The organism is Paracoccus sp. SY (assembly GCF_002901215.1).
Taxonomy (GTDB): domain Bacteria; phylum Pseudomonadota; class Alphaproteobacteria; order Rhodobacterales; family Rhodobacteraceae; genus Paracoccus; species Paracoccus acridae.
Map to the genome: position 1 here is coordinate 190,557 of NZ_NWMQ01000004.1, position 23,437 is coordinate 213,993.

Below are 23,437 nucleotides of genomic sequence, written 5' to 3' on the forward strand. Positions count from 1 at the left end.
GGCCCACCCTAGCGGGCGATGGTGTGGCTGGACGCCATCACGGCCAGTGTCGCCTGATCGGTCATGTCCAGATCCTCACCGCTTTCCATATGCAGCAGTTCCGCCAGCTTGCGCCGCCCGCGATTGGCCCGCGACTTGACGGTGCCGATGGCCACGCCGGTCATGTCTGCCGCTTCCTCATAGGAAAAGCCCGACGCGCCCACCAGGATCAGCGCTTCGCGCTGTTCGTCGGGCAGTTGCTGGAAGGCCAGCCGGAAATCCTTCAACGCCAGCCGCCCGTCGTGGTCGGGCCGGGTGGCCTGGCGCGCGGCGTGGATGCCGTCGGTGTCGCTGACCTCGCGCTTGGTCTTGCGGCGGGCCGAATAGAAGGTGTTGCGCAGGATGGTGAACAGCCATGCCCGCAGGTTGGTGCCGGCCTGGAACTTGTCCATGTTGGTCCAGGCCTTGACGATCGTGTCCTGGACCAGGTCGTCGGCGGCAGCCCCTTCGCGCGTCAAGGACAGGGCAAAGGCGCGCAGGGCAGGCAAGTGGTCAACCAGTTGGTCGCGCGGGTCGCCCGCAGCCGGAGTTTTCATTCTGTCACCGTCCACCGTCGCGTATCGTCGCGTTTTGCAAGGAACTCACTTCTGCTCGCGCAGTTGTTCAAGAAGGGCAAGAAAGCGGTCGGGAACCTGCTCTGTTGCATCCTGCTCAAACGCGCGACGAAGATTTTCGTCGATCTGTTTTTCGACTGCCGCCTTGCGACGATCATCTCGCTTCGATGTCATTACTTTGTTAGTCCCGGAAATCTTGTGCGCACGGTATCCAACCTGTAGGGGTTAGGATAGGTTCCGCGCAATATCCGAATTCGAGGATTTGAAATATGTCGTCTGCCGATCTTGCCCAGTCCATCGGGCGCGAGCTGCCCTATCTGCGGCGCTATGCGCGTGCACTGACCGGAAGCCAGCGTGCCGGTGACAATTATGCCGCAGCCACGCTGGAAGCCATTCTGTCCGACCGTTCCGTTCTGGATGGGGAAGACGATATCCGCATCGGGCTGTTCCGCACCTTCCACGCGATCTGGCAAAGTTCGGGCCAGCCCATCGACGAGGGCGAGCGCACCGCACGCGAATCGCGTGCGCAGGACCATCTGCGCGGCCTGACCGCCAATTCGCGCGAAGCGCTGCTGCTGCGCACGATCGAGGAACTGCGCCCGGACCAGATCGCCCGCGTCATGCAGATCGACCAGGCCGAGGCCGAGGAACTGGTCCAGATCGCCCTGTCCGAGATGAGCGCGTCGCTGCGCGGCAAGGTCATGGTGATCGAGGACGAGATGATCATCGCCATGGACCTCAAGGGCATTGTCCAGGCCATGGGCCATGACGTGACGGGCGTGGCCCGCACCCACACGGCGGCCATCGAACTGGCGGGCCAGAACCGCCCCGACCTGATCCTGGCCGATATCCAGCTGGCCGACGGATCGTCCGGCATCGACGCGGTGAACGAACTGCTGCGCGATCTAGGCGATATTCCGGTGATCTTCATCACCGCCTTCCCCGAACGCCTGCTGACCGGCGAACGGCCCGAACCCGCCTTCCTGATTTCCAAGCCCTATACCGAGGAACAGGTCCGGTCCGCCGTCAGCCAGGCGATGTTCTTCTCATCCACCGAAGGACTGGACGCGGCCTGAGCCGGCGTCCGCGCAACTTGGGGCGGCGGGTCATTCCGCCGCCTTTTTCACATCCGCCACCAGGGAGGCGCGGGCCTCGCGCGCGGCGCGGACGCGGCGGCGGCGCGCGATTTCGACATTGATCAGGGCGCCCAGCAGGACGGAAAATCCCGCCAGATAGAACCACATCAGCAGCGCCACCACCGTGCCGATGGATCCGTAGATGCGGTTATAGCTGTTGAAGCTGCTGAGATAGGCCGAGAAGGCCACCGATGCCGCCGCCCACAGAAAGGCCGCGAAAACCGCACCCCAGGTAAAGATCGGGGTGCGCGGCGTCTTCACGTTCGGGCCATAGCGGTACAGGATCCCGATTCCCAGGATCACCAGCATGAACATCGCCCCCCAGGGCAGGCCCGCGACCAGCCAGCCGCGAACCTGTTCGAAGACCTGGAAATTCAGAAGGATCGGCACCAGCACGATGGTGGCAAGCCCCGCCAGGGAAATCCCCACAATCGCCAGCGTCAGCGCATAGGCCAGCATGAAGCTGAAGACGGTCGAATGGGACCGCACGCCATAGGCGGCGTTGAGGCCCCCCACGACGGCCTCGACCCCCGCGCGGGCGGCAATGGTGGCCACCAGGAAGGACACGAAGGATGCCCAGCCCACGGATGTCTTGCCGGCCGCGGTCAGCGACAGGATCTGGGCGTCGATCAGATCCGCCGCGCCTTCGGGCAGGAATTCATGCGCCACGTCCAGATAGGTGTTGATGACGGCCGGATCGAACCACAGGCTCCACAGGGCGATGATGGCGGCAAGACCCGGAAAGACCGCGAACATGGCATAGAAGGCCACGCCCGCCGCGATCAGGCCCATGTGGATCTTGTCCATGCGTTCCAGGACCGCCGCCATGAAGGCCCAGATCTCGCGCAGCATGGTCAGCATCGGCACCTTCGCCCCTCTGGTCCGCCCCGGATCATGGCGTCACCGGCGGTGGACTCTGTCAACCGCGATAGCGCGCCCAGATTGCGCTTTCACCCAGACGTGCGACAAATTCGGCATGGGCCGCTGCTTCCGCCGGCGTCAGGCGGGGCGGCAGGGGCGCCGGGCGCGGGGCACGGGGACCGCTGTCCGGAGAACCGGCCACGGGACCGCCGGACCGCCCGGGCTGGTCCAGCACCAGATCGGGCTGCCTGCCGCCGATCAGTTCCAGATACACCTCGGCCAGAAGTTCGCTGTCCAGCAGCGCCCCGTGACGCTGGCGGCTGGAATTGTCGATGCCGAAGCGGCGGCACAGCGCATCCAGCGATGCGGGCGCGCCGGGGAATTTCTCTCGCGCAAGCGCCAGGGTGTCCAGGGCACGCGACCAGGGCAGGGCAGGGCGGCCCAGGCGGCGCAGCTCGGCATTCAGGAATTTCATGTCGAAGCTGGCGTTGTGGATCACCAGCCGGGCATCGTCGCCGATGAAGTCGATGAAGTCCCCGGCAATCTCGGCAAATTTCGGCTTGTCGCGCAGGAAATCGTCGCCCAGGCCATGCACCTCGAAGGCGTCCTTGGGCATCGGGCGTTCTGGGTTGATATAGACGTGAAAGGTCCGCCCGGTCGGCAGGTGGTTCACCAGCTCGATCCCGCCGATCTCGACGATGCGGTCGTCCTTGTCCGCATCGAAGCCGGTGGTTTCGGTGTCCATCACGATCTCACGCACGGGCCTTGATCTCCTTCACGATGTCTTCGACGGCTTGGCGGGCGGCATCCATGCTGTCCGTCGGGATGATCCAGTCCGCCCGCGCCCTTTTCTGGGCATCGGGCATCTGGCGCGACAGGATCAGGGCCAGCAGATCCGCCGTCATGCCCGGCCGCGCCAAGACGCGCCGCCGCTGGGTTTTCGCGTCGGCCGACACGACCGCCACCCCGTCCATCTGGGTTTCATATCCGTTTTCGTAAAGCAGCGGAATATCCAGGACGACCAGAAGGGCATCGGGATGACGGGCGATATAGACTTCGCGGTCGGCAGCGACGATGGGATGGACGATGGCCGACAGCCGATCCAGGGCGGCGGGATCGCCGGCAATCGCCGCTTTCAACGCCTCACGGTCGATGCCGCCGTCCCGCAAGGCGGCCGGGAAGACTTCGCCCACCGGAGCCACCGCCGCGCCGCCGGGCGCGTAAAGTCGGTGAACCGCCTGATCGGCGTCCCAGACGGGATGGCCCAGGTCGCGAAACATCTGCGCCGTGGTGGACTTGCCCATGCCGATGCTGCCGGTCAGGCCCAGCCGGAAGGTCATTCCAGCACGACCCTGCGTGTTTCCTCGTCCACCTCGGGGCGGCGGCCGAACCAGCGTTCAAAGCCCGGCGCCGCCTGGTGCAGCAGCATTCCCAACCCATCCACCACCCGGCATCCCCGGGACTGCGCCTCGGACAGGAAGGGCGTCATCAAGGGGGTATAGACCAGATCCGTCACAAGCGCATCGGGGGACAAGGCGTCCAGCGGCACGCGCAGGGGCTGCTTGCCTTCCATCCCCAGGGATGTGGCATTGACCACGGTGGTCGCCCCGTCCAGCATGTTGCCGGCCTGCGCCCAGTCATAGACGATCAACCGGGCGCCGAATTCCGCCTTGATCTGTTCGGACCTGATCCGGGTTCGGTTGGTGATCCGTAGTTCCTTGACGCCGCTGTCCAGAAGCGAGGCAACCACCGCCCGTGCTGCACCACCCGCGCCGATCACCGCGGCGGGACCGGCATCGGGATTCCAGTCGGGCGCGTTCTGACGCAGGTTGGCGATGAACCCATAGCCATCGGTATTGTCGGCATGGATCTTGCCGTCGGGCCGGAAGATCAGCGTGTTCGCCGCGCCGATCAATGCCGCGCGATCCGTCACGGCATCGGCCAGGGTCAAGGCCGCCTCCTTGTGCGGGATGGTCACGTTGATGCCCACGAAGCCCAGGCGGGGCAGGGCGCGCAGCACCTCGGCCAAGTGCTCGGGCATGACGGGCATGGGAATGTAATGCCCGGCGATGCCATATCGCCGCAGCCAATGGCCATGCAGGCGGGGTGACCTGGAATGAGCGATCGGCATTCCGATGACACCGGCAAGCGGCACATGGGCAGGAGGGCTGGCTTGGTCGTCGATCATCGCGGGATTCCTTGGCTGGACCCAGCCTAAGCCGGGACTGCCGCCGAAAAAAGCGTTCTTTGCAAGGGCATGTCCACCCTGGCAGAACCGCCTGTGGATAAAATCGAGGGGGAATCGGGTCGAATCATGAGGGCAGGTCTAACGGGTTTCGAGGCGCCCCCAGATCGGCCCGGAACAACCACCGGCCAACCGCGTTGCGTCCCCAAGTGCATAACTGCCGGGTCCGCCTGTCAGAATCTGTGGGGGAATCGGCGGCCCTGCCCGTCTCCCACAGACTTATCCACAATCCATGAAATTGATACATATGAGAAAATTTCATTTTTCGCCCGATCCTCCCCGAATTATCCACATTTGGAAGATCCGGGGGTGAATCGCGGGATTTCTGCTTTATCCCACTGTCCACAGGGCCTACATCAACATCATCCTTTATCTTTTTTTTATATTTAAGAAGAAGAACGGTGATGCTGGACGGTCTTTCGGTGATCTATCCCTATGCCAAGGCTTTCCACGTCATGGCGGTCATTTCCTGGATGGCAGGCCTGTTCTATCTGCCGCGTTTGTTCGTCTATCATGCCGAACGCGGGCAGGGGGCCGAACCCGCGGCCAGCTTCACCATCATGGAAGACAAGCTGCTGCGCCTGATCATGAACCCGGCGATGATCGCCACCTGGATCAGCGGACTGTCCCTGGTGCTGACGCCGGGCATCGTGGACTGGTCGATGATCTGGCCCTGGACCAAGGCTGCCGGGGTTCTGGGAATGACCTGGTTTCACATGTGGTGTGCGGGCCAGCGGCGGCACCTGCTGGGCGGGCAGGGCCTTTCCGGACGACGCTATCGCATGATGAACGAGGTCCCGACCCTATTGATGGCCCTGATCGTGGTGTCGGTGATCGTCAAGTTCTAGGCCGGGCGGATTGACTCGGGTCCCTGTCATGTCTATGTGGCCCGTAAGCCCGGCCGTCCGGCACGGGGATTCCCGAACCATAACCTGACCAGCCGCGCGGCAAGGCGCGGTACCCCGGTGATATCATGTCCGAAGAACGTCTTAACCTCTCCGAACTCAAGGCCAAGAGCCCGGCGGAACTGCTGTCCTTGGCCGAGGAGTGGGAGATCGAGAACGCCTCGACCATGCGCAAGGGCGAGATGATGTTCTCGATCCTCAAGGAACATGCCGAGGAAGGGATCGACATCGGCGGCGACGGCGTGCTGGAGGTCGTGCAGGACGGCTTCGGCTTCCTGCGATCGACGGCCGCGAACTATCTGCCCGGTCCCGACGACATCTATGTCAGCCCCGACATGATCCGCCAGCATAGCCTGCGCACCGGCGACACGGTCGAGGGCGTGATCCGTGCCCCCGGGGAAAACGAACGCTATTTCGCGCTGACCAAGGTCGAGCGGATCAATTTCGAAGATCCGGAAAAGGCCCGCCACAAGGTCGCCTTCGACAACCTGACGCCGCTTTATCCGAACGAACGGCTGAAGATGGAAATCGAGGATCCGACCATCCGGGATCGCTCGGCCAGGATCATCGATCTTGTTGCGCCCATCGGCAAGGGCCAACGGTCGCTGATCGTGGCGCCCCCGCGCACCGGCAAGACCGTGCTGCTGCAGAACATCGCCCATTCCATCGAACGCAATCACCCGGAATGCTATCTGATCGTCCTGCTGATCGACGAACGCCCCGAGGAAGTGACGGACATGCAGCGGTCCGTGAAGGGCGAGGTGATCTCCTCGACCTTTGACGAACCGGCCAGCCGTCATGTCGCGGTGTCGGAGATGGTGATTGAAAAGGCCAAACGTCTGGTGGAACACAAACGAGATGTTGTGATTCTTCTGGATTCTATCACAAGACTTGGTAGGGCGTTCAACACCGTGGTTCCAAGTTCCGGTAAAGTTCTGACCGGCGGTGTGGATGCGAATGCCTTGCAGCGGCCCAAGCGGTTCTTCGGTGCTGCCCGGAATATCGAAGAAGGCGGTTCGCTGACCATCATCGCCACAGCCTTGATCGATACCGGATCACGGATGGACGAAGTGATCTTCGAGGAATTCAAGGGGACCGGCAACAGCGAGATCGTGCTGGACCGCAAGGTGGCGGACAAGCGGGTCTTCCCGGCCATGGACATCCTGAAATCGGGAACGCGGAAGGAAGAACTGCTGGTCGATTCCAAGGACCTGCAAAAGACCTATCTGTTGCGGCGTATCTTGAACCCGATGGGCACCACGGATGCGATCGAATTCCTGATCTCGAAACTGAAACAAACCAAGTCGAATTCTGAGTTTTTCGACTCGATGAACGCCTGACGAGACAGCAATGGACTTGATCTATGCCGAAGCCACCCCGCCTGGGCGGGGTGGCGTTTCCATTGTCAGGATAAGCGGCGATGGGGCACGACGTGTCGCCGAAAGCTTGGTCGGTCCGTTGGCCTACCCCCGTCATGCCTATCTTCGAGATATCCGGGATGCAGACAACGTCCTGGATCGTGCCTTGGTCATGTGGTTCGAAGAAGGCCACAGCTTTACAGGCGAGGAATTGGCTGAGATTCATCTGCATGGCGCACCGGTCATCGTGCGTCGTTTGGGGCAGATGCTGACGAACCAGGGCCTGCGCCTGGCAGAAGCCGGAGAATTCACCCGCCGTGCCTTTCTGAATGGGCGCATGGACCTGTCCGAAGTGGAAGGCTTGGGCGATCTTCTTGCTGCTGAAACGGAATCCCAGCGACGTCTGGCCATGAGGATGAGCAGCGGTGAACTTGCCCGAAAGGCGGACCACTGGCGATCCCTGCTGATCCGCGCCGGCGCCTTGGTGGAAAGCAGTGTTGATTTTGCCGATGAAGATGTTCCGGATGATGTTCCAGACGAAGTTTTCGATCTTCTGTCTGAATTGAGGCGCGATCTTCACGAACAGATTTCCGGTTATGCCGCGGCGGAACGTATTCGAAACGGTTTCGAGGTGGCTGTCATCGGCCCCCCGAACGCCGGAAAATCCAGTCTGATCAACCGGATCGCGCGCCGGGAAGTGGCCTTGGTATCCGATGTTGCCGGCACGACTCGCGATATCATCGAACTGCGTTTGGATATTCGAGGATTGGCGGTCACGTTGCTGGACACCGCAGGTCTGCGCACGTCAGAAGACATCGTCGAAAGCTTGGGGATAGAACGGGCAAGAACGCGAGCGGTCGAAGCGGATTTACGCCTTCACCTTTCTCCTGAAGGGAAGAAGGACGACACACTGTGGCAAGATGGGGATATTCTGGTCGCCACGAAGTCAGATTTGTTTAACAGTGTAGAGGGTCTTCCGGTATCGTCCTTGACGTCAGAAGGGTTGGATCAGCTGATAGACCGAATTTTTGATGCATTAAGCGCTAGGACAGCCAATGCTGCGCTTGTCAGTCATCAGCGCCAACTTTCAGCCTTATCCGAAGCATACGAAGCCCTTGAGGGGGCAGAAGGCCTTCCACCAGAACTGTTGGCCGAAACCATTCGGCGTACGGCCTCTTCTTTGGATCGATTACTTGGCAGAATCGGTGCGGAAGATTATCTGGATGTAATCTTCACATCCTTCTGCATCGGAAAGTGAGTGTTTCACGTGAAACAATATGATGTTATTGTTGTTGGCGCGGGTCATGCGGGTCTCGAAGCGGCTGCAGCTTCTGCCAGGATGGGTGCAAAGACTGCCTTGGTAACAATGCGTCGCGAAGATATAGGAGCCTTGTCTTGCAATCCCGCCATTGGGGGACTGGGCAAAGGCCATCTGGTTCGAGAAGTCGATGCCTTGGATGGCTTGATGGGCCATATTGCCGACCGCGCCGGTATTCAGTTCAGATTATTGAACCGCAAGAAAGGTCCGGCAGTCCAAGGACCGCGTGCCCAGATGGACAGAAGCCTGTATCGGGCGCATGCCTTTGAAGCTATATCCAGCTATTCAAATGTCGATCTGATCTTTTCTGAAGTCTCCCGTTTGCTGGGAGATGACCAGCTTGTTTCAGGAGTACAGCTCGCCGAAGGAACGACATTACACGCCAATGCAGTTGTCCTGACCACCGGGACATTCTTGAACGGCTTGATCCATATCGGCGATCAAAGTCGCCCTTCCGGACGCTGGGGGGATCGTGCTTCCAATCACTTGGCCGAATCGATCAGCCGATACGATCTTCCTTTGGGACGCCTCAAGACTGGCACTCCTCCCCGACTGGACGGTCGAACGATCAATTGGGATATCCTGGAAAAACAGCCCGGCGACGATCAGCCGGTCCTGTTCTCTTATCTGAGTACGGCCGCTGAAGCACGTCAGATTTCATGTGGTATTACTCACACGAACACTCATACGCATGAGATTATCAGAGGCAATCTGTCTCAATCTGCAATGTATGGCGGTCACATTTCGGGCCGCGGCCCCCGTTACTGTCCTTCGATCGAGGACAAAATCCTGCGCTTCAGTGACAAGGATTCTCACCAAATCTTCTTGGAACCAGAGGGTTTGGAAGACAATACGGTTTATCCTAACGGCATTTCCACGTCCCTGCCAGCGGACATTCAGTTGGAATATGTCCGAACGATAAAGGGGTTGGAGCAAGCTGTTATCCTGCAGCCTGGCTATGCGGTCGAGTACGACTATGTCGACCCACGCGCCCTGAAAAACACATTGGAATTAAAGAATGTACACGGCCTCTACCTGGCAGGGCAGATAAACGGCACAACTGGCTACGAGGAGGCAGCGGCGCAGGGCCTTCTTGCTGGGTTGAATGCGGCATTAGCTGCTCAAGGCTGTGAAAGTATCACCTTCAGCCGCGCAGATAGCTATATCGGGGTGATGATTGATGATCTGACGTCTCGGGGCGTTTCTGAGCCATACCGGATGTTTACCTCTCGGGCGGAGTTTCGTTTGTCCCTGCGTGCGGACAACGCTGATCAGCGTCTAACGCCATTGGGGATCAAGATCGGCTGCATCAGCGAACGGCGTCGGAGGTTCTTTGAAGAGCGACAGTCGCGTTATGAAGCTGCACGTCAAGATATGCAGAATCTGACATTCAGTCCGTCTATGTTGTCGAAGGCGGGCATTGCCGCCCGCCAAGATGGGCAAAGGCGATCCCTCTTTGGGTTGATGGGTCAGCAGGAAGTTTCACTTGCCCAGCTTGAAGGTCTCTACCCGGAAATTCGCAAGATCAATCCAGCTACGCTGGAGCAACTGCGCAATGACGCTCTTTATGATCAATACATTGATCGGCAAGCCCGGGATGTGGAGTTGTTGAAGCAGGACGAAGCAGTGATGTTGCCGGAGAAGTTTGACTATGCGCAGCTATCCGGTTTGTCCAAGGAACTTGCAGCCAAGCTGAACACCCTTCGACCGGAAACGCTTGCTGCAGCTGCCAAGATCGAGGGTATGACCCCTGCGGCTTTGACGCTTCTGCTTGGAGCATCGAAGTTTCAGAAGAAGTTGACGGCATGATTGTTTCACGTGAAACAAAGGACAGATTGACGATCTATGGCAATCTTCTTGGGCGATGGAACTCCAAGATCAATCTCGTTTCTCCGGCAACTCTGCCTTATCTTCAGGAAAGGCATTTTGATGACTGTCTTCAGGTAAGTGAAATTGCTGGCGGTACATCTGGTCCATGGGTGGATCTTGGAAGCGGTGGCGGACTTCCTGGTCTGGTCCTTGCCATTTCCAACAGCGATACTGACATCCAATTCAGATTGGTCGAAAGCGACAAACGTAAAGCAGCTTTCCTGCGTACTGTTGTGCGAGAAACTGCGTTGACCAACGTGACTATTGTGAACGAGAGGATCGAGACACTTTCTCCTCTGAATGCTGCCTATATCAGCGCGCGTGCCCTTGCCCCGTTGAGGCAACTCATGGCATATCTTGCGCTGCACTTGGCACCTTCGGGCAGGGCTTTTCTGATGAAAGGCGTCCTTTGGCAGCAGGAAGTCCAAGATGCCCGGAAGAACTGGAATTTCGACTATATAGCGCATCCAAGCCGAACTGAGGCTGGAGCAGCAATACTGGAAGTGACTGGAGTCAGACATGGCAGAGCCTAGCGTCATTGCTATTGCCAATCAGAAAGGCGGGGTAGGGAAGACGACCACTGCCATCAATCTGGGTGCGGCACTGGCCATGGCTGGCCATCAGACAATCCTGATTGACCTGGATCCGCAAGGAAACGCTTCGACCGGCTTGGGCATCGAAGTCGAGCAACGTCTTAAGACGGTCTATGATCTTCTGGCAGGGTCGGACTCTCTGCAGAACTGCCAAGTCCAGACGGACATTGAGAACCTCACAGTTGTTCCAGCGACCCCTGATCTTTCGTCGGCCGATGTTGATCTAGCCCAGGTAAAGGATCGCACTCGTCTTTTAAGGCGCAAGCTGGATGAAGCTCCCCGAGACAGCGTGATCTTGATCGATTGCCCGCCTGCATTGGGGCTTTTGACGGTCAACGCCATGGTTGCTGCAGATGCGGTCCTTGTTCCCTTGCAGGCCGAATTCTATGCCCTTGAGGGTTTGTCGCAGCTTTTATCGACGGTAAAGCATGTGCGTCAAAGCGGGAACCCCAATCTTCGCGTAAACGGCGTTCTGTTGACGATGTCTGATTACCGCAACAATCTGTCTCAGCAGGTTGAAGCTGATGCCCGTGCGACGCTGGGGGATCTGGTTTTTACAACTGTCATTCCTCGAAACGTCCGTGTGTCGGAAGCACCTTCCTTTGCACAGCCCGTTCTTCTGTACGATCCTGCGTCCAAGGGCAGCCTTGCCTATCGTCAGTTTGCCGCCGAATTTGCGGCTCGTCTTAAACTTGCCAATGAGGTTGCCTGATGTCCGACAGCAAATCTGCAAAACGCGGCTTGGGTCGTGGCCTGTCGGCGCTGATGGCGGATCTGGATCTTGATACGCCGGGCGAACCAAAACCGACGAAGGATCGGACGATGGTTCCCATCGAACAGATCACGGCCAATCCTGATCAGCCCCGGCGGCATTTCGATCCGGCGGCTTTGCAGGAACTTGCAGAATCTCTTCGTCAACGTGGCGTTCTTCAACCCTTGATCGTCCGCAAGCATCCGAGGGATGAGGGTCTTTACCAGATCGTCGCGGGCGAACGTCGCTGGCGTGCGGCGCAGATGGCGCAGTTGCATGAACTTCCGGTGATCATCCGGGACCTGACCGATACCGAGGTTCTCGAAGTTGCCATCATCGAAAACATTCAGCGCGCCGATCTGAATGCCATCGAAGAGGCTGCATCCTTTCGTCAGCTCATGGACCGGTTCGGCCATACCCAGGAAAAATTGGCCGAGGCACTGAACAAGAGCCGCAGCCATATCGCCAACCTCTTGAGGCTCTTGACCTTGCCGGATCCGGTTCAGGATTATGTCAAGGATGGCCGGTTGACAGCGGGACATGCCCGGGCTTTGATCACGGCGGACAACGCTGCCACTCTGGCACGGCGCGTTATTGATGGTGGCCTATCCGTTCGGGAAACCGAAGATCTTGTGCGTCGTCAAGGAAAGAACACAACTTCTGGTGAAAAGTCGCAGTCTCGCCGCAAGGGTGACAAGGACGCCGATACGCGGGCCTTGGAAGGGGACCTCTCCGCGCAGCTGAAAATGGCCGTGACGATCGACCATGCCCCTCATGGGGGTGGGACGATTTCGATCACGTACAAGAATCTGGAGGAACTGGATCGGCTATGCCAGCTTTTGGGGCGTCCCAGCTGATGATGGGATAATTCCATCAAGGACGCTCGCGCATTTCCATGGTTCAATTCCGCACAACGACCGGTCGTCGAATTTTGCCATAGCACGGACATTCGTCCAACTTTAAGGACCTGATCTGACTGGCAAGTTACGTCGGTAGGGTCCACCATAGTGGCCGGAGTCAATGGTGCTGTCGATGCCTGATCACCAGGAAACGCGCGGAAAGCATCAATCCTTCAGTCCCGCGACGATCTTGTCGGGTGTTGCAGGAAGGTGCCGCACGCGGACGCCGCAGGCGTTATGAATGGCATTCAGAACGGCCGCACCCGCGCCGCAAATTCCCAATTCTCCCAATCCTTTGGCTTGCAGCGGCCCGACATAGGCGTCCCGTTCGGGCAGGAAATGCACCTCGAGCGCAGGGACATCCGCATGCGTCGGGATGTGATATTCCGCAAGATCACGGCTGACGGCATGACCGTCACGGGAATCGTGCTCCATCGCCTCGGTCAGGGCGATGCCGATGCCAAAGGTCATGCCGCCCAGACATTGTGATCGCGCAGTCTTCTCGTTCAGGACCCGCCCGCAGGCGAAGACGCCCATCATGCGGCGGACGCGCACCTCGCCGGTCCAGCGGTTCACCGCGACTTCCGCCCAATGGCTGCCCCAGGTTGCCTGGCGATGCGATTTTTCGGTCTTGCCGGGTTGCAGATGGCCTTCGCCGCTGATCTGGCCGTCGATCAAATCCGACAGCGGCCGGGCCACGTTGCCGGCCCGTGCCATTCCGTCCTGCAGGGTCAGGTCCGCCTCGTCGCAGTCCATCGCCTTGGCGATCTGACTGCGGATTTCCTCGCAGGCGAGATAGACGGAGTTCCCGCTGGACGCTGCCCCGAAAGAACCGCCCGAACCCGAGGCGGGCGGGAAATTCGTGTCCCCCAGCCTGACCTCGACCTGTTCGATGGGCAGTCCCAGCATTTCGGCGGCAAGCTGGCCCAGGATCGTATAGGTGCCGGTGCCGATATCGGTCATGTCGGTTTCCACGACGGCTTGGCCGTCCTGGTTCAGCGTGACGCGGGCACGGGATTCGACCAGCATGTTGACCCGCACGGCGGCGGCCATGCCCATGCCGATCATCCATTCCCTTTCGACCTGCTGCCCGGTGGGCTTGCGGTTCGACCAGCCGAACAGCCTGGCACCCTCGCGCAGCGCCTCGGCCAGCTTGTGGCTGGAGAAGGGGCGGTCTGTCGTGGGTTCGACGTCGGGGATGTTGCGCAGGCGCAGTTCGACCGGATCGATTCCCGCGGCCTCGGCCAATTCGTCCATGGCACATTCGAAGACGGTGACACCCACCGCCTCGCCCGGCGCGCGGACGGATCCGGCACAACCGCGATGAATGCGCGCGACGGCGTGAACCACCTGTCGATGCGCGGCCTGATAGGTGAAGGGTGTAGCCTGTGCCACGGGTTCGGTGAATTCACTGCTGGGCAGGTTGGACACCAGAACCTCGTGCCCGATTCCCGTCAGCCGGCCGTCCGCATCGCAGGCCAGCCGGATACGCTGGCGGGTTTCCGATCGGCGATGCGCAAGGTCGAAGACCTGCTGTCGGGTCATGGCGACCATCACCGGACGCCCCAGTTCCTTGGCGGCAATGGCTGCGGAGACAGCCTCGGCATTGATGCCGAGCTTCGATCCGAAGCCGCCGCCGACATAGGGCGACAGCAGGCGAAGGTTCTGTTCCTTGATCCCCAGGGCATCGGCCATCTGCTTGCGGTTCGACGACAACATCTGCAACGCCGCGCGGATCGTCACCTGATCGCCGTCCCATTCGGCGATCGCGGCATGGGGCTCCATCGCGGCCGACATCTGCGATGGCGTGTGCCACACTTGGTCCAGCGTGACGGCGGCTTCGCGCATGGCCTTGTCCACGTCGCCTGCCGCCGACTGCTTTTTCGGCGGCAGTTCGGGCGTGACGGCTTCGGGTTCCACAGGCACGCTGCTGACCTTGTAGCGGACGGAGATGTTCTGGGCGGCGTGACGCGCGTCCTCGAAGCTTTCGGCCACGACCAGGGCGATGGCCTGGCCCATGTATTCGATCTGGTCCGGCCCCGAGGTAGGGCCCTTCTGGTCCATGCCCTGCGCGGCATAGCGGACCATGCGCCTGTCCTGGATCACCGCAAGGGCACCGGGTGCATCGCCGATTTCAAGCACCTTTCCCGCGGGCACGGTCGCCTGCACAAGGACGCCATAGACCATGTTCGCGGGCCTCGCCTCGGCGGCATAGGCGGCGCGGCCGGTCACCTTCAAGGGGCCTTCCAGCCGGTTCAGGGGCTGGCCCAGGATGCCTTGGGCCATGTGGTCCAGACGGTCGTCGTGGGTCGGGCCATCGACCCGCAGATGCCGTGTCATGCCGCCGTCTCCATTCCGGTTGCGTCCCGCAGCGTCGCGATCAGGGCGCGGCGCAGCAGGGGAATCTTGAACTGGTTTTCGCCCCAGCCGCGCGCCGGGCGCAGCAGGATGTCCGCCGCTTCCCTGAACAACGCGTCCGAAGGCTCGCTGCCTTTCAAGAACGCTTCGACCTCCGGGTCCCGCCACGGTTTCGCGGCAACGCCGCCAAAGGCCAGGGCGGCGTGGCTGATGCGGCCACCGTCGGTCCCGATCACCGCCGCCACGGACACCAGGGCGAAGGCATAGGACGCCCGGTCCCGCACCTTGCGATAGCGGTGCTGGCCCCCGGGCGGGGCAGGCAGGATCACGGCCGTGATGATCTCGCCGGGTTCCAAGACGGTTTCCACATGGGGGGTATCGCCCGGCAGCAGGTGGAAATCGGCCAAGGGCACCCGGCGGGGGGTGGGGCCGCCGATCTCGACCACGGCGTCCAGGGCCATCAGCGCCACGGCCATGTCGCCGGGATAGGTGGCAATGCAGTGATCCGATGCGCCCAGGATCGCGTGGTTTCGGGTCACGCCGCCAATGGCCGCGCAGCCCGCGCCAGGATCGCGCTTGTTGCAGGCCATGCGGCGGTCATAGAAATAAGGGCAGCGGGTGCGCTGCATCAGGTTTCCGCCCGTTGTCGCCATGTTGCGCAACTGCCCGCTGGCGCCCGCCAGCAGGGCGCGTGACAGGACGGGGTAATCGCGGCGGATGACCGGATGGGCGGCAAGGTCGCTGTTCCTGACCAGGGCGCCGATTCGCAGCCCTTCGCCTTCCGGCTCGACTCCGCCCAGATCAAGATGGGTGATATCGACCAGGGCAGGGGGCGCCATGACCTCGAGCTTCATCAGATCCAGCAGGTTGGTGCCGCCTGCGATGATGGTGGCGTCTGGCGACAGATCCGCGATCGATGCGGCGCGATGATAGGTGAATTCCCTCATGCCGCATCCTCGCGACGGTCGGTCGCCCCTGCGGCCTGCTGGATGGCCGCGACGATGTTGGCATAGGCCGCGCACCGGCACAGGTTGCCGCTCATCCTTTCGGCGATCTCGGCATGGGACAGTTCGAACGGACCGTCCAGGTTTTCCGAGGCATGGCTGGGCCAGCCCGCCTCAATCTCCTCCAGCATGGCGATGGCGGAACAGATCTGGCCCGGCGTGCAATAGCCGCACTGAAAGCCGTCATGGTCCAGGAACTGCTGTTGCAGGGGGGACAGGCGTTCCGGGCTGCCCAAGCCCTCGATGGTGGTGATCTGCGCGTCCTGGGCCATGCAGGCCAGGGTCAGGCAGGCATTGATCCGGCGACCGTCCATCAGCACTGTGCAGGCGCCGCATTGGCCATGGTCGCAGCCCTTCTTGGTGCCGGTCATCCCAAGATGGTGGCGCAGGGCATCCAGAAGCGTGGTGCGCGGGTCCAGATCAAGGTCATGGGTCGCGCCGTTCAGGTGAAGTGTGATCTGCATGGATCCCCCGGATGCTGGCATCGGTGCTGGCTGGTGGCACGCCCTCAACCGCCAGACCGGCGCTGCGTTCCCTTGGGGCCATCGCTTTCGCGGACGGAACGGGGATGCGCAAAGGGCGTTCCCCCCGCGTAATAAACATCGGAGCGTTCCATGTCCCAGTCCCAGACCACCCGCGATCACGACACCATCCGCAAATGGGCCGAATCCCGTGACGGCCATCCCGCCAAGGTCGAAACCGGCGGCAAGGGCGGGATCCTGCGCATCGACTTCGGCGAACCCGAAGACAACCTGACCCGGATCGAGTGGGATGAGTTCTTCGAGATCTTCGATGAAAACGACCTGAACTTCCTGTACCACGACAAGACTGCCGATGGCGGCACCAGCCGCTTCAACAAGTTCGTCTCGGGCGAATAGAGACCGGCTGCCCGGTCCGGGGGTTACCGTCCCGGATCGGCGTTGTCCCCGGGCAGCAGCAGGTTGACCGCCCGTGCGGCGGCAAGGCCCAGCAAGGTCCCCGCCAGGACATCCATCGGATAATGCTTGGCCCGCGGGATCTGCACGCCGGCCATCAGGGCCGCGGTGCCTGCGGCCGGAAGCGCCAGGCCCGGCATGTCCCGGGCGACGATGGCCGCCACCGCCACCGCCCCGGCCGTGTGGCCCGAAGGAAACGAGGTGTCGTTGCCCCCCTTGCTTTCCCCAGGCTCGAATTCGTAATCGCGCTGCTTGACGATCTCCTCGGGGCGGGTGCGGCGCAGGCGGTTCTTGATCCTGCGCTTCACCACATTGGCGACCACATGGGCGGCCATCATGCGCATCCCCATCCGCGCGACATTCGGCCGGCCGGCCACCAGCCCGCCCGCGATGACCGTGCCGCAAACCATCGCCAAGGGTATCTGGTCGGCCAGTTCGCTGGCGGTGCCAAGGGCCTTGACGACCGGATGATGCCGGTGCCGGGCGGCGCTTGCCGCAGCCTCGACATCCATGCGTTCCAAACCCTCGGTCTGGGGGGCGGGGTGGTCTTCGGGATCGCTGTGCTGGGACATGCCTTCGTAACGACACCTGCGGGGGGCGGTTCCCGCAAGGGGAACAAATCAGCCCGCCCGCCGGTTTGGCCTGGCCACCACCGATACGAACAGGAGGATCGAGAATGGCGAACGCAAGCAGCAAGAAATTCGGCGCGGGCCAGCAGGACCAGGGCAAGGGCGACGGCACCGGCGGCATGTCCCCCGACACGATGGACGAACTGCCCCGGCAGGAAATCCTGTCGAACCGCGACACATCGCGTCATTCGGATCAGCGCGGGCTGGATTCCCGTCATGTGAAGACCGAGCAGCATCACGACCATGTGGCGAACCGTCAGGCCGACGATGCCGATGACGACAATCTCGACAACGGGCAGGGCTAGGCCATGGGCAAGCATCCCAAGACCGATACCCCGACCGACAAGGATCTGCGCGACGATCCGGGGATCGGCCGATCCAAGGGTGCGGATCGCAACGATCCCACGATGGATGGCGACAATACCTTTGAAGGCGATGTGCTGAATGACACGACGCCGCAGGGTGGCGTCGATCCCAGCCAGCGTGGCCGTACAAACCGATAGGAGACGATCATGGTCGGCAAGAAGACCCACGATCAGCAGCAGCGGATCATCCAGAAAAAGGTCGATACGACCAATGCCGATCCCGATTTCAATCCCCGCCCCGACCTGAAGGCATCGGACCGGCGCGAGGCCCGGAAAGAGGATGGGGACGAAGAACGGGAATGACGCGCCCGTTGGATCAAGCCGACGATCCCGGCCTGGTCCGGGCCATCGCCGGGGGATGCGAATCCCTGGCCTTGCCGTCGCATGACGATTTCGCCCCGGCCTTCGACCGCTGGGGCGATCGCCGCGTCCTGATGCTGGGCGAGGCATCCCACGGCACGGCCGATTTCTATGCCGCGCGCGCGGCCATCACCCGCCGGATGATCGAACATCACGGCACAAGGATCGTCGCGGTCGAAGCGGATTGGCCCGACGCGGCAATCCTGAACCGCTATGTCCGCGGCCTGGACCTGCCCGAGGGCACGTCCGAGGCGTTTCGCCGCTTTCCCCGCTGGATGTGGCGCAACGGCGAAATCGCCAGGCTTCTTCGCTGGATGCGCGATTGGAACCAGGGACGGCCGGCGCAGGATCAGGCGGGCTTCTATGGCCTCGACATGTATAACCTGAACGCCTCGATCCGCGCGGTCCTGGATTATCTGGAAAGCGCCGATCCCGACGCGGCCAGTCTGGCCCGACAGCGGTATGGCTGCCTGGAACCCTGGGCCGACCATCCCGATGCCTATGGCCGCATGGCGGGATCGGGCGACAGCGATTGCGAACAGGCGGTCGTGCGGCAATGCCGGGATCTGCTGGCGCAGGCGACCACAGTCAGGGACGCCGATCTGCTGGACGCCGCGCAGAATGCCCGCCTGATCGCCTCGGCCGAGCGGTATTACCGGGTCATGTATCACGGCGGGGCCGAGGCCTGGAATCTGCGCGACAGCCACATGGTCGAAACCCTGGATCTGCTGCTGCGGGCAGGGGGCAAGGACGCCAAGGCCGTCGTATGGGCGCATAATTCCCATATCGGCGATGCCTCGGCGACAGAGATGGGGCGGGCGCGGGGCGAACATAACCTGGGCCAGTTGGCACGCGAACGCTGGGACGACGGGGTCGTCCTGATCGGTTTCGGCACCCACCGGGGCACCGTCACGGCGGCAAGCGACTGGGACGACCCTGCGCAGGTGATGACCGTGCGGCCGTCACGCTCCGACAGTCTCGAGGGCCATTGCCATGCCACCGGGATCGACCGATTCCTGCTGGACCTGGGCGGCAATCCCGATCTGGCCCGGCATCTGTCCAAGCCCCTGCTGCAACGCTTCATCGGGGTGATCTATCGTCCCGAAAGCGAACGTTACAGCCATTACATGCAGGCCGTCGCGGCGCGGCAATACGATGCTTGGGTCTGGTTCGACCGCACCCGGGCGCTTGTCGAATCGGATGATGGTCAAGACCAGGACGGCGAAGACCACAAGGACGCATCCGACACCTGGCCATTCGGGGTCTAGTCGATTCCGGGCCTTTGGGTGGTTCGCGCTACGCGGCAGCAGGTGCGGGACGACCCCCGGATCGACGCTTCATCAAGGCCTAGGGTTCATGCCATGCCGACAGAGTTGCATCCCATGTTTCAACCTTGCCGCAAGTCCTGCACGTCCTGATGGACATGGCCCGCCAACCGGCTTAGTCTTTCCTGGTCCGTACCAGTGTCCAATGTTTGGCCGGGTGAGGAGAGGATCATGGAACGATCCCCCTTGGCACCGTTTTGTCCCAGCTTCCGGCTCGCGCCGGACCCAGGGTTCCTGTATCTGTCGAAATCCCATCGCCGGGTTCAGGACGATATTCTGGCCCGCATCGGTCATGATCCGGCCGTGCTGGTCCTGACCGGCGGACCGGGCACGGGAAAGACCACGCTGGCCCGGCAGATTGCCAGCCTTTGCCACGGCATACGGGTCGGGCATATCGGCCAAAGCCATGCCCAGTTGATCGACCTGCACCATCAGGTGCCCAAGGCACTAGGCATGTCCTGCAGCCCGGCCTTCGATCATCCCCAAAGCGGGCCGCGCGCCCTTGGAAGGGCCTGCGCCGATACCGGGGACCGCATCCTGCTGATCGTGGACGAGGCGCAGGGCATGCCGGGCCGCGGGCTGGACTATCTGGCGGGCCTGATCGATGCCGCTGCCGTCGAGGGGTGGTCGATCAGTCTGTTGCTGGTCGGGGGGATCGAACTTGAAGCCCGCCTGGCAAGCCCCGCCCATTGCCTGCTGCGTGCCTGGATCGGTGGGCGCTTCCGCCTTGCGCCGCTGGGGCAGGATGAAACCTCGGACTATGTCGCGCATCGTTTCCGCATCCCGGGCTGCGCCTGCCATGCTGGCATCAAGGTCTTTGACGCGGCGGGCATCGGGCATCTGCATGCCCTGTCCAGGGGCGTTCCCAGGGTCATCAACCACCTGGTGCAGATCTGCCTGTTCGAAGCGACGGCGGCAGGCCACCGGCAGGTGGATGGGGCCTTTGTCGAAGCCTGCCTTTCCTCCATGATCCAGGATGGGCGGCTGGCGCATCTGGTTGGCCCCGCCAGCAAGGGCGTGCAGGCCCATCCCCCCGGCAATGTTCCCGTTTTCGCCAGCCCCAGACCCGTGGCGCGATCGCCGGCGGTTCCTCCGCAACCCGTGGTCGCGGTCCGACCGGCACAGAAGGATACCCCTGTCCCGGCGACACCCGCCGCCTCGGGTCCGCGTCTTGCCAGACCGCATCATGCCGGTCTGGCGGCGGGGCTGGCGGGGCTTCTGGTTCTGCTGCCTTTCGGTGATTCCAGCGGACGGATGCAGACCACCATCACCGCAGCGGCCTTGCTGCCGGTCACGCCTGCGGCCAAGGTCGCCCCGCCGCAACCTGTGGCCCAAGGCTTGCCAGGCCGGGTGGCTGTGGACGCTCCACCCGATCCCGACCGCCTTCTCAGCGAGGCCTTGGCCGTAGAGGGTGCGGATCCGGTCCGGGCGGCGCAGCTTTATACCCGCGCCGCATCCTGGGGCAACGCCAGGGCTGCCTATTACCTGGGACAGCTTTACGAAACGGGCATCGGGCTGGAAGCCGATCCCTATCGTGCCGCAGCATGGTATGAAGCGGCCGGCGACATCGGCGGTGCCCCGGCGCGGCTTGCGGATCTGAAAGCCGCATCACGCCCGCAGAACCCGGAACCGTCGGACCCGCCCGTTCCGGTCTTCCAGGGATTGTCCGCGCAGGGACAAACGGAATTGCAGTGGCAAGGCCCCGCCACCGCGCCGGTTCCCCGGTTCACGGTCGAACTTGTGCCGGCGGGTGGCGACGAGCAGGCCCGCCGCGTGGATACGGCGCTTTCGGCGCTGTTGCTTCCCTATCCGGTCGCGCAGTGGCGGGTGATCGCCCTGCGGCCCGACGGGACCGACGGGCCTGCCTCGGGCTGGTCGCGGCTTGATCCGGGCGCGCGCTGATCAGCAGCCGATCACGGCGCAGATGCTGCGCCGATAAGCCTCGTTCGCTTCGCTGTCGGGAACGGCCTGGGCGGCAGAGGCGGGGCAGCTGAGCTGATAGGCCGGATCCAGCCCGCGATTGACGCAGGTCCCGACGTCCCATCCTGGGGGAATGTCGGTCAGATCGACCGATTGCCACTTCGGATGGCCTTCCGCACGCAGGGTGTCGATGCGCGTCAGGATCAGCGCCGCCATGTCCGACACGCCCTTGCAGCTTGCCCGGTGATAGGCATTGCGCGCCGGATCGTATTCATAGGTCATCAGCACGGCCTTGACCGCGACCAGCTCGACCGGATCGGGCTGGAAGCCATAGGTTCCCCCGGCCAGCGTGGCGGGTGAATAGACCGCCTGCAAGGTCGGATCCTGGATCGGGACAAGGTGAAAGCGGTCGGGGTCGATGTCGCCTTCCGTGTAAAGGGACGCGGGCGCCCCTGCGACATAAAAGAAGGCGTCGATCTGGTCCGCCTTCAGCTGCGGCAGGGCATCGGCGGGCGCCACCAGCAGCTTCTCGGCAGGCTCGACCCTGGCCAGCGACAGGATCAGCGATGCGGTCAGAAAGGTGCCGCTGTTCTCGACCCCGATGGCGACGCGCTTGCCGGCCAGATCGGCCAGTCCCGCGATGTCGCGGCGCGCCAGGATGTGAACCTCCTCCTCGTACAGGGGGAAGGCGATGCGGACGCCAGTGATGGCGCGGGCCACCGCCGGATCGTTGCCGGCAAAGGTCTGCATGTATTCCAGGACATCGCTTTGCACGATTCCGAACTGGGTGTTGGGCCGCTGCCGCACGGCCAGGAAGTTTTCCAGCGATCCGGCGGATTCCACCACGTCCAGGGACTGGCCGCATTGCTGCATCAGGTTGCCCAGGTCGCGCCCGATCTGAAGATAGGTGCCGGTCGATGCCCCGGTCATGATGCTGAGTTGCGCATCCTGGGCCTGCGCGGGCCCCATCCCCAGGATCCCCAGGACCGCCACGACCAGATGCAGCACCGATTTGAAACGTCGCATTGCCCTGTCCCTTTTCCTCATGATCCTCGGCATCCCCCCAGCCTGCTTACCAGAGCCAGCAGCGTCTGGCGGTTGATCGGATCCTGGACCTGCGCAAGCGCCTCGGTCGGGCAATGGCCCTGGATCAGCATGTCGCGCAGCCGGGTGAGCTGTTCGCCGGCCGGGGGCAGCGCGGGGGCCAGGGCCAAGGCGGCATCGACCTGGGCGGGATTGCGCCGCACCATAGCCGCCTCAGGTGCGACAGGGGACTGGGGGATGCCGTCATCGCCTGCGTCAGCCACTTCCGGGGCCGGGGCGGCCGCATCGCGCACACGGGTCAGGGCGGTCAGTTCGGCGGTCTGCGCGGCGATCTGTTGTGCCAGTTCGGCCGAACGGCTTTCCTGTTCGGCAATCTGGGCAGCCACTTCCTCGGATCTGGTCAGCCGGGCTTGCAAGGCGGTTTCCTGTTCCGTCAGCCCAGCCAAGGTGGCGCGGACATCGGCGACCTGCGCGGTCAGCGCGTCCAGTTCCGCCTTTGCCGCATCGGCAGCGGCCTTTTGGCGGTCCTGTTCTTCCTGGCTTTGGGCGAACGTGGCTCGGGCATCTGCAATCTGCCTGGTCAGATCGGCCAGGTCCGCCTTTGCCGCATCGACTGCGGCCTTCTGGCGATCCCGTTCTNTTGGCGGTCCTGTTCTTCCTGGCTTTGGGCGAACGTGGCTCGGGCATCTGCAATCTGCCTGGTCAGATCGGCCAGGTCCGCCTTTGCCGCATCGACTGCGGCCTTCTGGCGATCCCGTTCTTCCTGGCTTTGGGTGAACGTAGCGCGGGCATCTGCGATCTGCCTGGTCAGATCGGCCAGTTCCGCCTTGGCTGCATCGGCTGCGGCCTTTTGGCGATCCTGTTCCTCTTGGCTCTGGGCTAACTCGGCGCGACTATCGGCGATCTGCTTGGTGAGATTAGCCAGTTCTGCCTTTGCCGCATCGGCAGCGGCCTTCTGGCGATCCCGTT

26 protein-coding genes are annotated in these 23,437 nt (G+C 62.4%); 14 read left to right on the forward strand and 12 right to left on the reverse strand.

Annotated elements, in window-relative coordinates:
* Positions 1-8: 8 nt before the first annotated feature.
* Both CK944_RS05775 and CK944_RS05780 read right to left on the reverse strand, forming a co-directional pair.
* On the reverse strand, positions 9-575 hold the full coding sequence (locus CK944_RS05775; protein WP_103172091.1) for an RNA polymerase sigma factor: 567 nt from the start codon (positions 573-575) through the stop codon (positions 9-11).
* Between the two features lie 45 nt (positions 576-620).
* On the reverse strand, positions 621-767 hold the full coding sequence (locus CK944_RS05780) for a NepR family anti-sigma factor (protein WP_103172092.1): 147 nt from the start codon (positions 765-767) through the stop codon (positions 621-623).
* 95 nt (positions 768-862) lie between these two features.
* Here CK944_RS05780 and CK944_RS05785 point away from each other — a divergent pair, with 95 nt between their 5' ends.
* Positions 863-1,669, forward strand: coding sequence for a response regulator (locus CK944_RS05785; protein WP_103172093.1), 807 nt, complete (start codon positions 863-865; stop codon positions 1,667-1,669).
* A 30-nt stretch (positions 1,670-1,699) separates the two neighbouring features.
* Here the strand turns inward: CK944_RS05785 and CK944_RS05790 are convergent, their stop codons facing one another.
* Genes CK944_RS05790 through CK944_RS05805 form a run of 4 tightly spaced genes read right to left on the reverse strand, consistent with a single transcriptional unit; the run spans position 1,700 to position 4,778 of the window.
* On the reverse strand, positions 1,700-2,590 hold the full coding sequence (locus tag CK944_RS05790; protein WP_239985977.1) for a YihY/virulence factor BrkB family protein: 891 nt from the start codon (positions 2,588-2,590) through the stop codon (positions 1,700-1,702).
* 58 nt (positions 2,591-2,648) lie between these two features.
* Complete coding sequence (gene dnaQ / locus CK944_RS05795) at positions 2,649-3,350, reverse strand: DNA polymerase III subunit epsilon (protein WP_103172094.1); 702 nt, start codon at positions 3,348-3,350, stop codon at positions 2,649-2,651.
* Positions 3,343-3,930: a dephospho-CoA kinase gene (gene coaE / locus CK944_RS05800; protein ID WP_103172095.1), complete on the reverse strand. Its 588-nt coding sequence runs from the start codon at positions 3,928-3,930 to the stop codon at positions 3,343-3,345. The genes dnaQ and coaE overlap by 8 nt, the downstream gene beginning before the upstream one ends.
* Complete coding sequence (locus CK944_RS05805; protein WP_103172096.1) at positions 3,927-4,778, reverse strand: shikimate dehydrogenase; 852 nt, start codon at positions 4,776-4,778, stop codon at positions 3,927-3,929. The genes coaE and CK944_RS05805 overlap by 4 nt, the downstream gene beginning before the upstream one ends.
* Positions 4,779-5,239: 461 nt before the next feature.
* Here CK944_RS05805 and CK944_RS05810 point away from each other — a divergent pair, with 461 nt between their 5' ends.
* The 7 genes from CK944_RS05810 (at position 5,240) to CK944_RS05840 (ending at position 12,486) form a co-directional block, all read left to right on the forward strand.
* The gene (locus CK944_RS05810; protein ID WP_103172097.1) at positions 5,240-5,683 is read left to right on the forward strand and encodes a CopD family protein; all 444 of its coding nucleotides are present in this window, start codon (positions 5,240-5,242) and stop codon (positions 5,681-5,683) included.
* A 125-nt stretch (positions 5,684-5,808) separates the two neighbouring features.
* Positions 5,809-7,080, forward strand: a complete 1,272-nt coding sequence (rho, locus tag CK944_RS05815) for a transcription termination factor Rho (RefSeq protein ID WP_103172098.1) — start codon at positions 5,809-5,811, stop codon at positions 7,078-7,080.
* Positions 7,081-7,090: 10 nt separating this feature from the next.
* Positions 7,091-8,356: a tRNA uridine-5-carboxymethylaminomethyl(34) synthesis GTPase MnmE gene (gene mnmE, locus CK944_RS05820; protein WP_103172099.1), complete on the forward strand. Its 1,266-nt coding sequence runs from the start codon at positions 7,091-7,093 to the stop codon at positions 8,354-8,356.
* Positions 8,357-8,365: 9 nt separating this feature from the next.
* Positions 8,366-10,225 (forward strand): tRNA uridine-5-carboxymethylaminomethyl(34) synthesis enzyme MnmG, encoded by a 1,860-nt coding sequence (gene mnmG / locus CK944_RS05825; protein ID WP_103172140.1) that lies wholly within the window; start codon positions 8,366-8,368, stop codon positions 10,223-10,225.
* Between the two features lie 26 nt (positions 10,226-10,251).
* Positions 10,252-10,818 carry a 16S rRNA (guanine(527)-N(7))-methyltransferase RsmG gene (gene rsmG / locus CK944_RS05830; protein WP_239985971.1) on the forward strand — a complete coding sequence of 189 codons (567 nt, stop codon included), beginning with the start codon at positions 10,252-10,254 and terminating at the stop codon, positions 10,816-10,818.
* The gene (locus CK944_RS05835; RefSeq protein WP_103172101.1) at positions 10,805-11,590 is read left to right on the forward strand and encodes a ParA family protein; all 786 of its coding nucleotides are present in this window, start codon (positions 10,805-10,807) and stop codon (positions 11,588-11,590) included. Before rsmG ends, CK944_RS05835 begins: the two co-directional genes overlap by 14 nt.
* The gene (locus CK944_RS05840) at positions 11,590-12,486 is read left to right on the forward strand and encodes a ParB/RepB/Spo0J family partition protein (RefSeq protein WP_103172102.1); all 897 of its coding nucleotides are present in this window, start codon (positions 11,590-11,592) and stop codon (positions 12,484-12,486) included. Before CK944_RS05835 ends, CK944_RS05840 begins: the two co-directional genes overlap by 1 nt.
* Positions 12,487-12,693: 207 nt before the next feature.
* Here the strand turns inward: CK944_RS05840 and CK944_RS05845 are convergent, their stop codons facing one another.
* Genes CK944_RS05845 through CK944_RS05855 form a run of 3 tightly spaced genes read right to left on the reverse strand, consistent with a single transcriptional unit; the run spans position 12,694 to position 16,354 of the window.
* Positions 12,694-14,868 (reverse strand): xanthine dehydrogenase family protein molybdopterin-binding subunit, encoded by a 2,175-nt coding sequence (locus CK944_RS05845; protein ID WP_103172103.1) that lies wholly within the window; start codon positions 14,866-14,868, stop codon positions 12,694-12,696.
* Complete coding sequence (locus CK944_RS05850) at positions 14,865-15,833, reverse strand: xanthine dehydrogenase family protein subunit M (protein WP_103172104.1); 969 nt, start codon at positions 15,831-15,833, stop codon at positions 14,865-14,867. Before CK944_RS05850 ends, CK944_RS05845 begins: the two co-directional genes overlap by 4 nt.
* Complete coding sequence (locus tag CK944_RS05855; RefSeq protein WP_103172105.1) at positions 15,830-16,354, reverse strand: 2Fe-2S iron-sulfur cluster-binding protein; 525 nt, start codon at positions 16,352-16,354, stop codon at positions 15,830-15,832. The genes CK944_RS05850 and CK944_RS05855 overlap by 4 nt, the downstream gene beginning before the upstream one ends.
* A 150-nt stretch (positions 16,355-16,504) precedes the next feature.
* On the opposite strand from CK944_RS05855, the gene CK944_RS05860 reads away from it, so the two are divergent.
* Positions 16,505-16,768, forward strand: coding sequence for a hypothetical protein (locus CK944_RS05860; RefSeq protein WP_103172106.1), 264 nt, complete (start codon positions 16,505-16,507; stop codon positions 16,766-16,768).
* A gap of 23 nt (positions 16,769-16,791) precedes the next feature.
* On the opposite strand, the gene CK944_RS05865 is transcribed toward CK944_RS05860, so the two are convergent.
* Positions 16,792-17,397 (reverse strand): phosphatase PAP2 family protein, encoded by a 606-nt coding sequence (locus tag CK944_RS05865; RefSeq protein ID WP_103172107.1) that lies wholly within the window; start codon positions 17,395-17,397, stop codon positions 16,792-16,794.
* 104 nt (positions 17,398-17,501) lie between these two features.
* Here CK944_RS05865 and CK944_RS05870 point away from each other — a divergent pair, with 104 nt between their 5' ends.
* The 5 genes from CK944_RS05870 to CK944_RS05885 all read left to right on the forward strand — a co-directional run bounded on the left by CK944_RS05870 (position 17,502) and on the right by CK944_RS05885 (position 21,406).
* A complete protein-coding gene (locus CK944_RS05870) occupies positions 17,502-17,759 on the forward strand; it encodes a hypothetical protein (protein WP_103172108.1) in 258 nt (85 codons plus the stop codon).
* Between the two features lie 3 nt (positions 17,760-17,762).
* The gene (locus tag CK944_RS05875) at positions 17,763-17,957 is read left to right on the forward strand and encodes a hypothetical protein (protein WP_103172109.1); all 195 of its coding nucleotides are present in this window, start codon (positions 17,763-17,765) and stop codon (positions 17,955-17,957) included.
* A 9-nt stretch (positions 17,958-17,966) separates the two neighbouring features.
* Entirely contained in the window at positions 17,967-18,122 is a 156-nt protein-coding gene (locus tag CK944_RS23160; RefSeq protein WP_158247965.1) for a hypothetical protein, read from the forward strand.
* A complete protein-coding gene (locus tag CK944_RS05880) occupies positions 18,119-19,447 on the forward strand; it encodes an erythromycin esterase family protein (RefSeq protein WP_103172110.1) in 1,329 nt (442 codons plus the stop codon). Before CK944_RS23160 ends, CK944_RS05880 begins: the two co-directional genes overlap by 4 nt.
* A 228-nt stretch (positions 19,448-19,675) precedes the next feature.
* Positions 19,676-21,406: an AAA family ATPase gene (locus CK944_RS05885; protein WP_103172111.1), complete on the forward strand. Its 1,731-nt coding sequence runs from the start codon at positions 19,676-19,678 to the stop codon at positions 21,404-21,406.
* Here CK944_RS05885 and CK944_RS05890 read toward each other — a convergent pair whose 3' ends face one another.
* Positions 21,407-22,450, reverse strand: a complete 1,044-nt coding sequence (locus CK944_RS05890; protein ID WP_103172112.1) for a TAXI family TRAP transporter solute-binding subunit — start codon at positions 22,448-22,450, stop codon at positions 21,407-21,409.
* Between the two features lie 17 nt (positions 22,451-22,467).
* Positions 22,468-22,854 (reverse strand): hypothetical protein, encoded by a 387-nt coding sequence (locus tag CK944_RS05895; RefSeq protein ID WP_158247966.1) that lies wholly within the window; start codon positions 22,852-22,854, stop codon positions 22,468-22,470.
* Positions 22,855-23,437 lie beyond the last annotated feature (583 nt).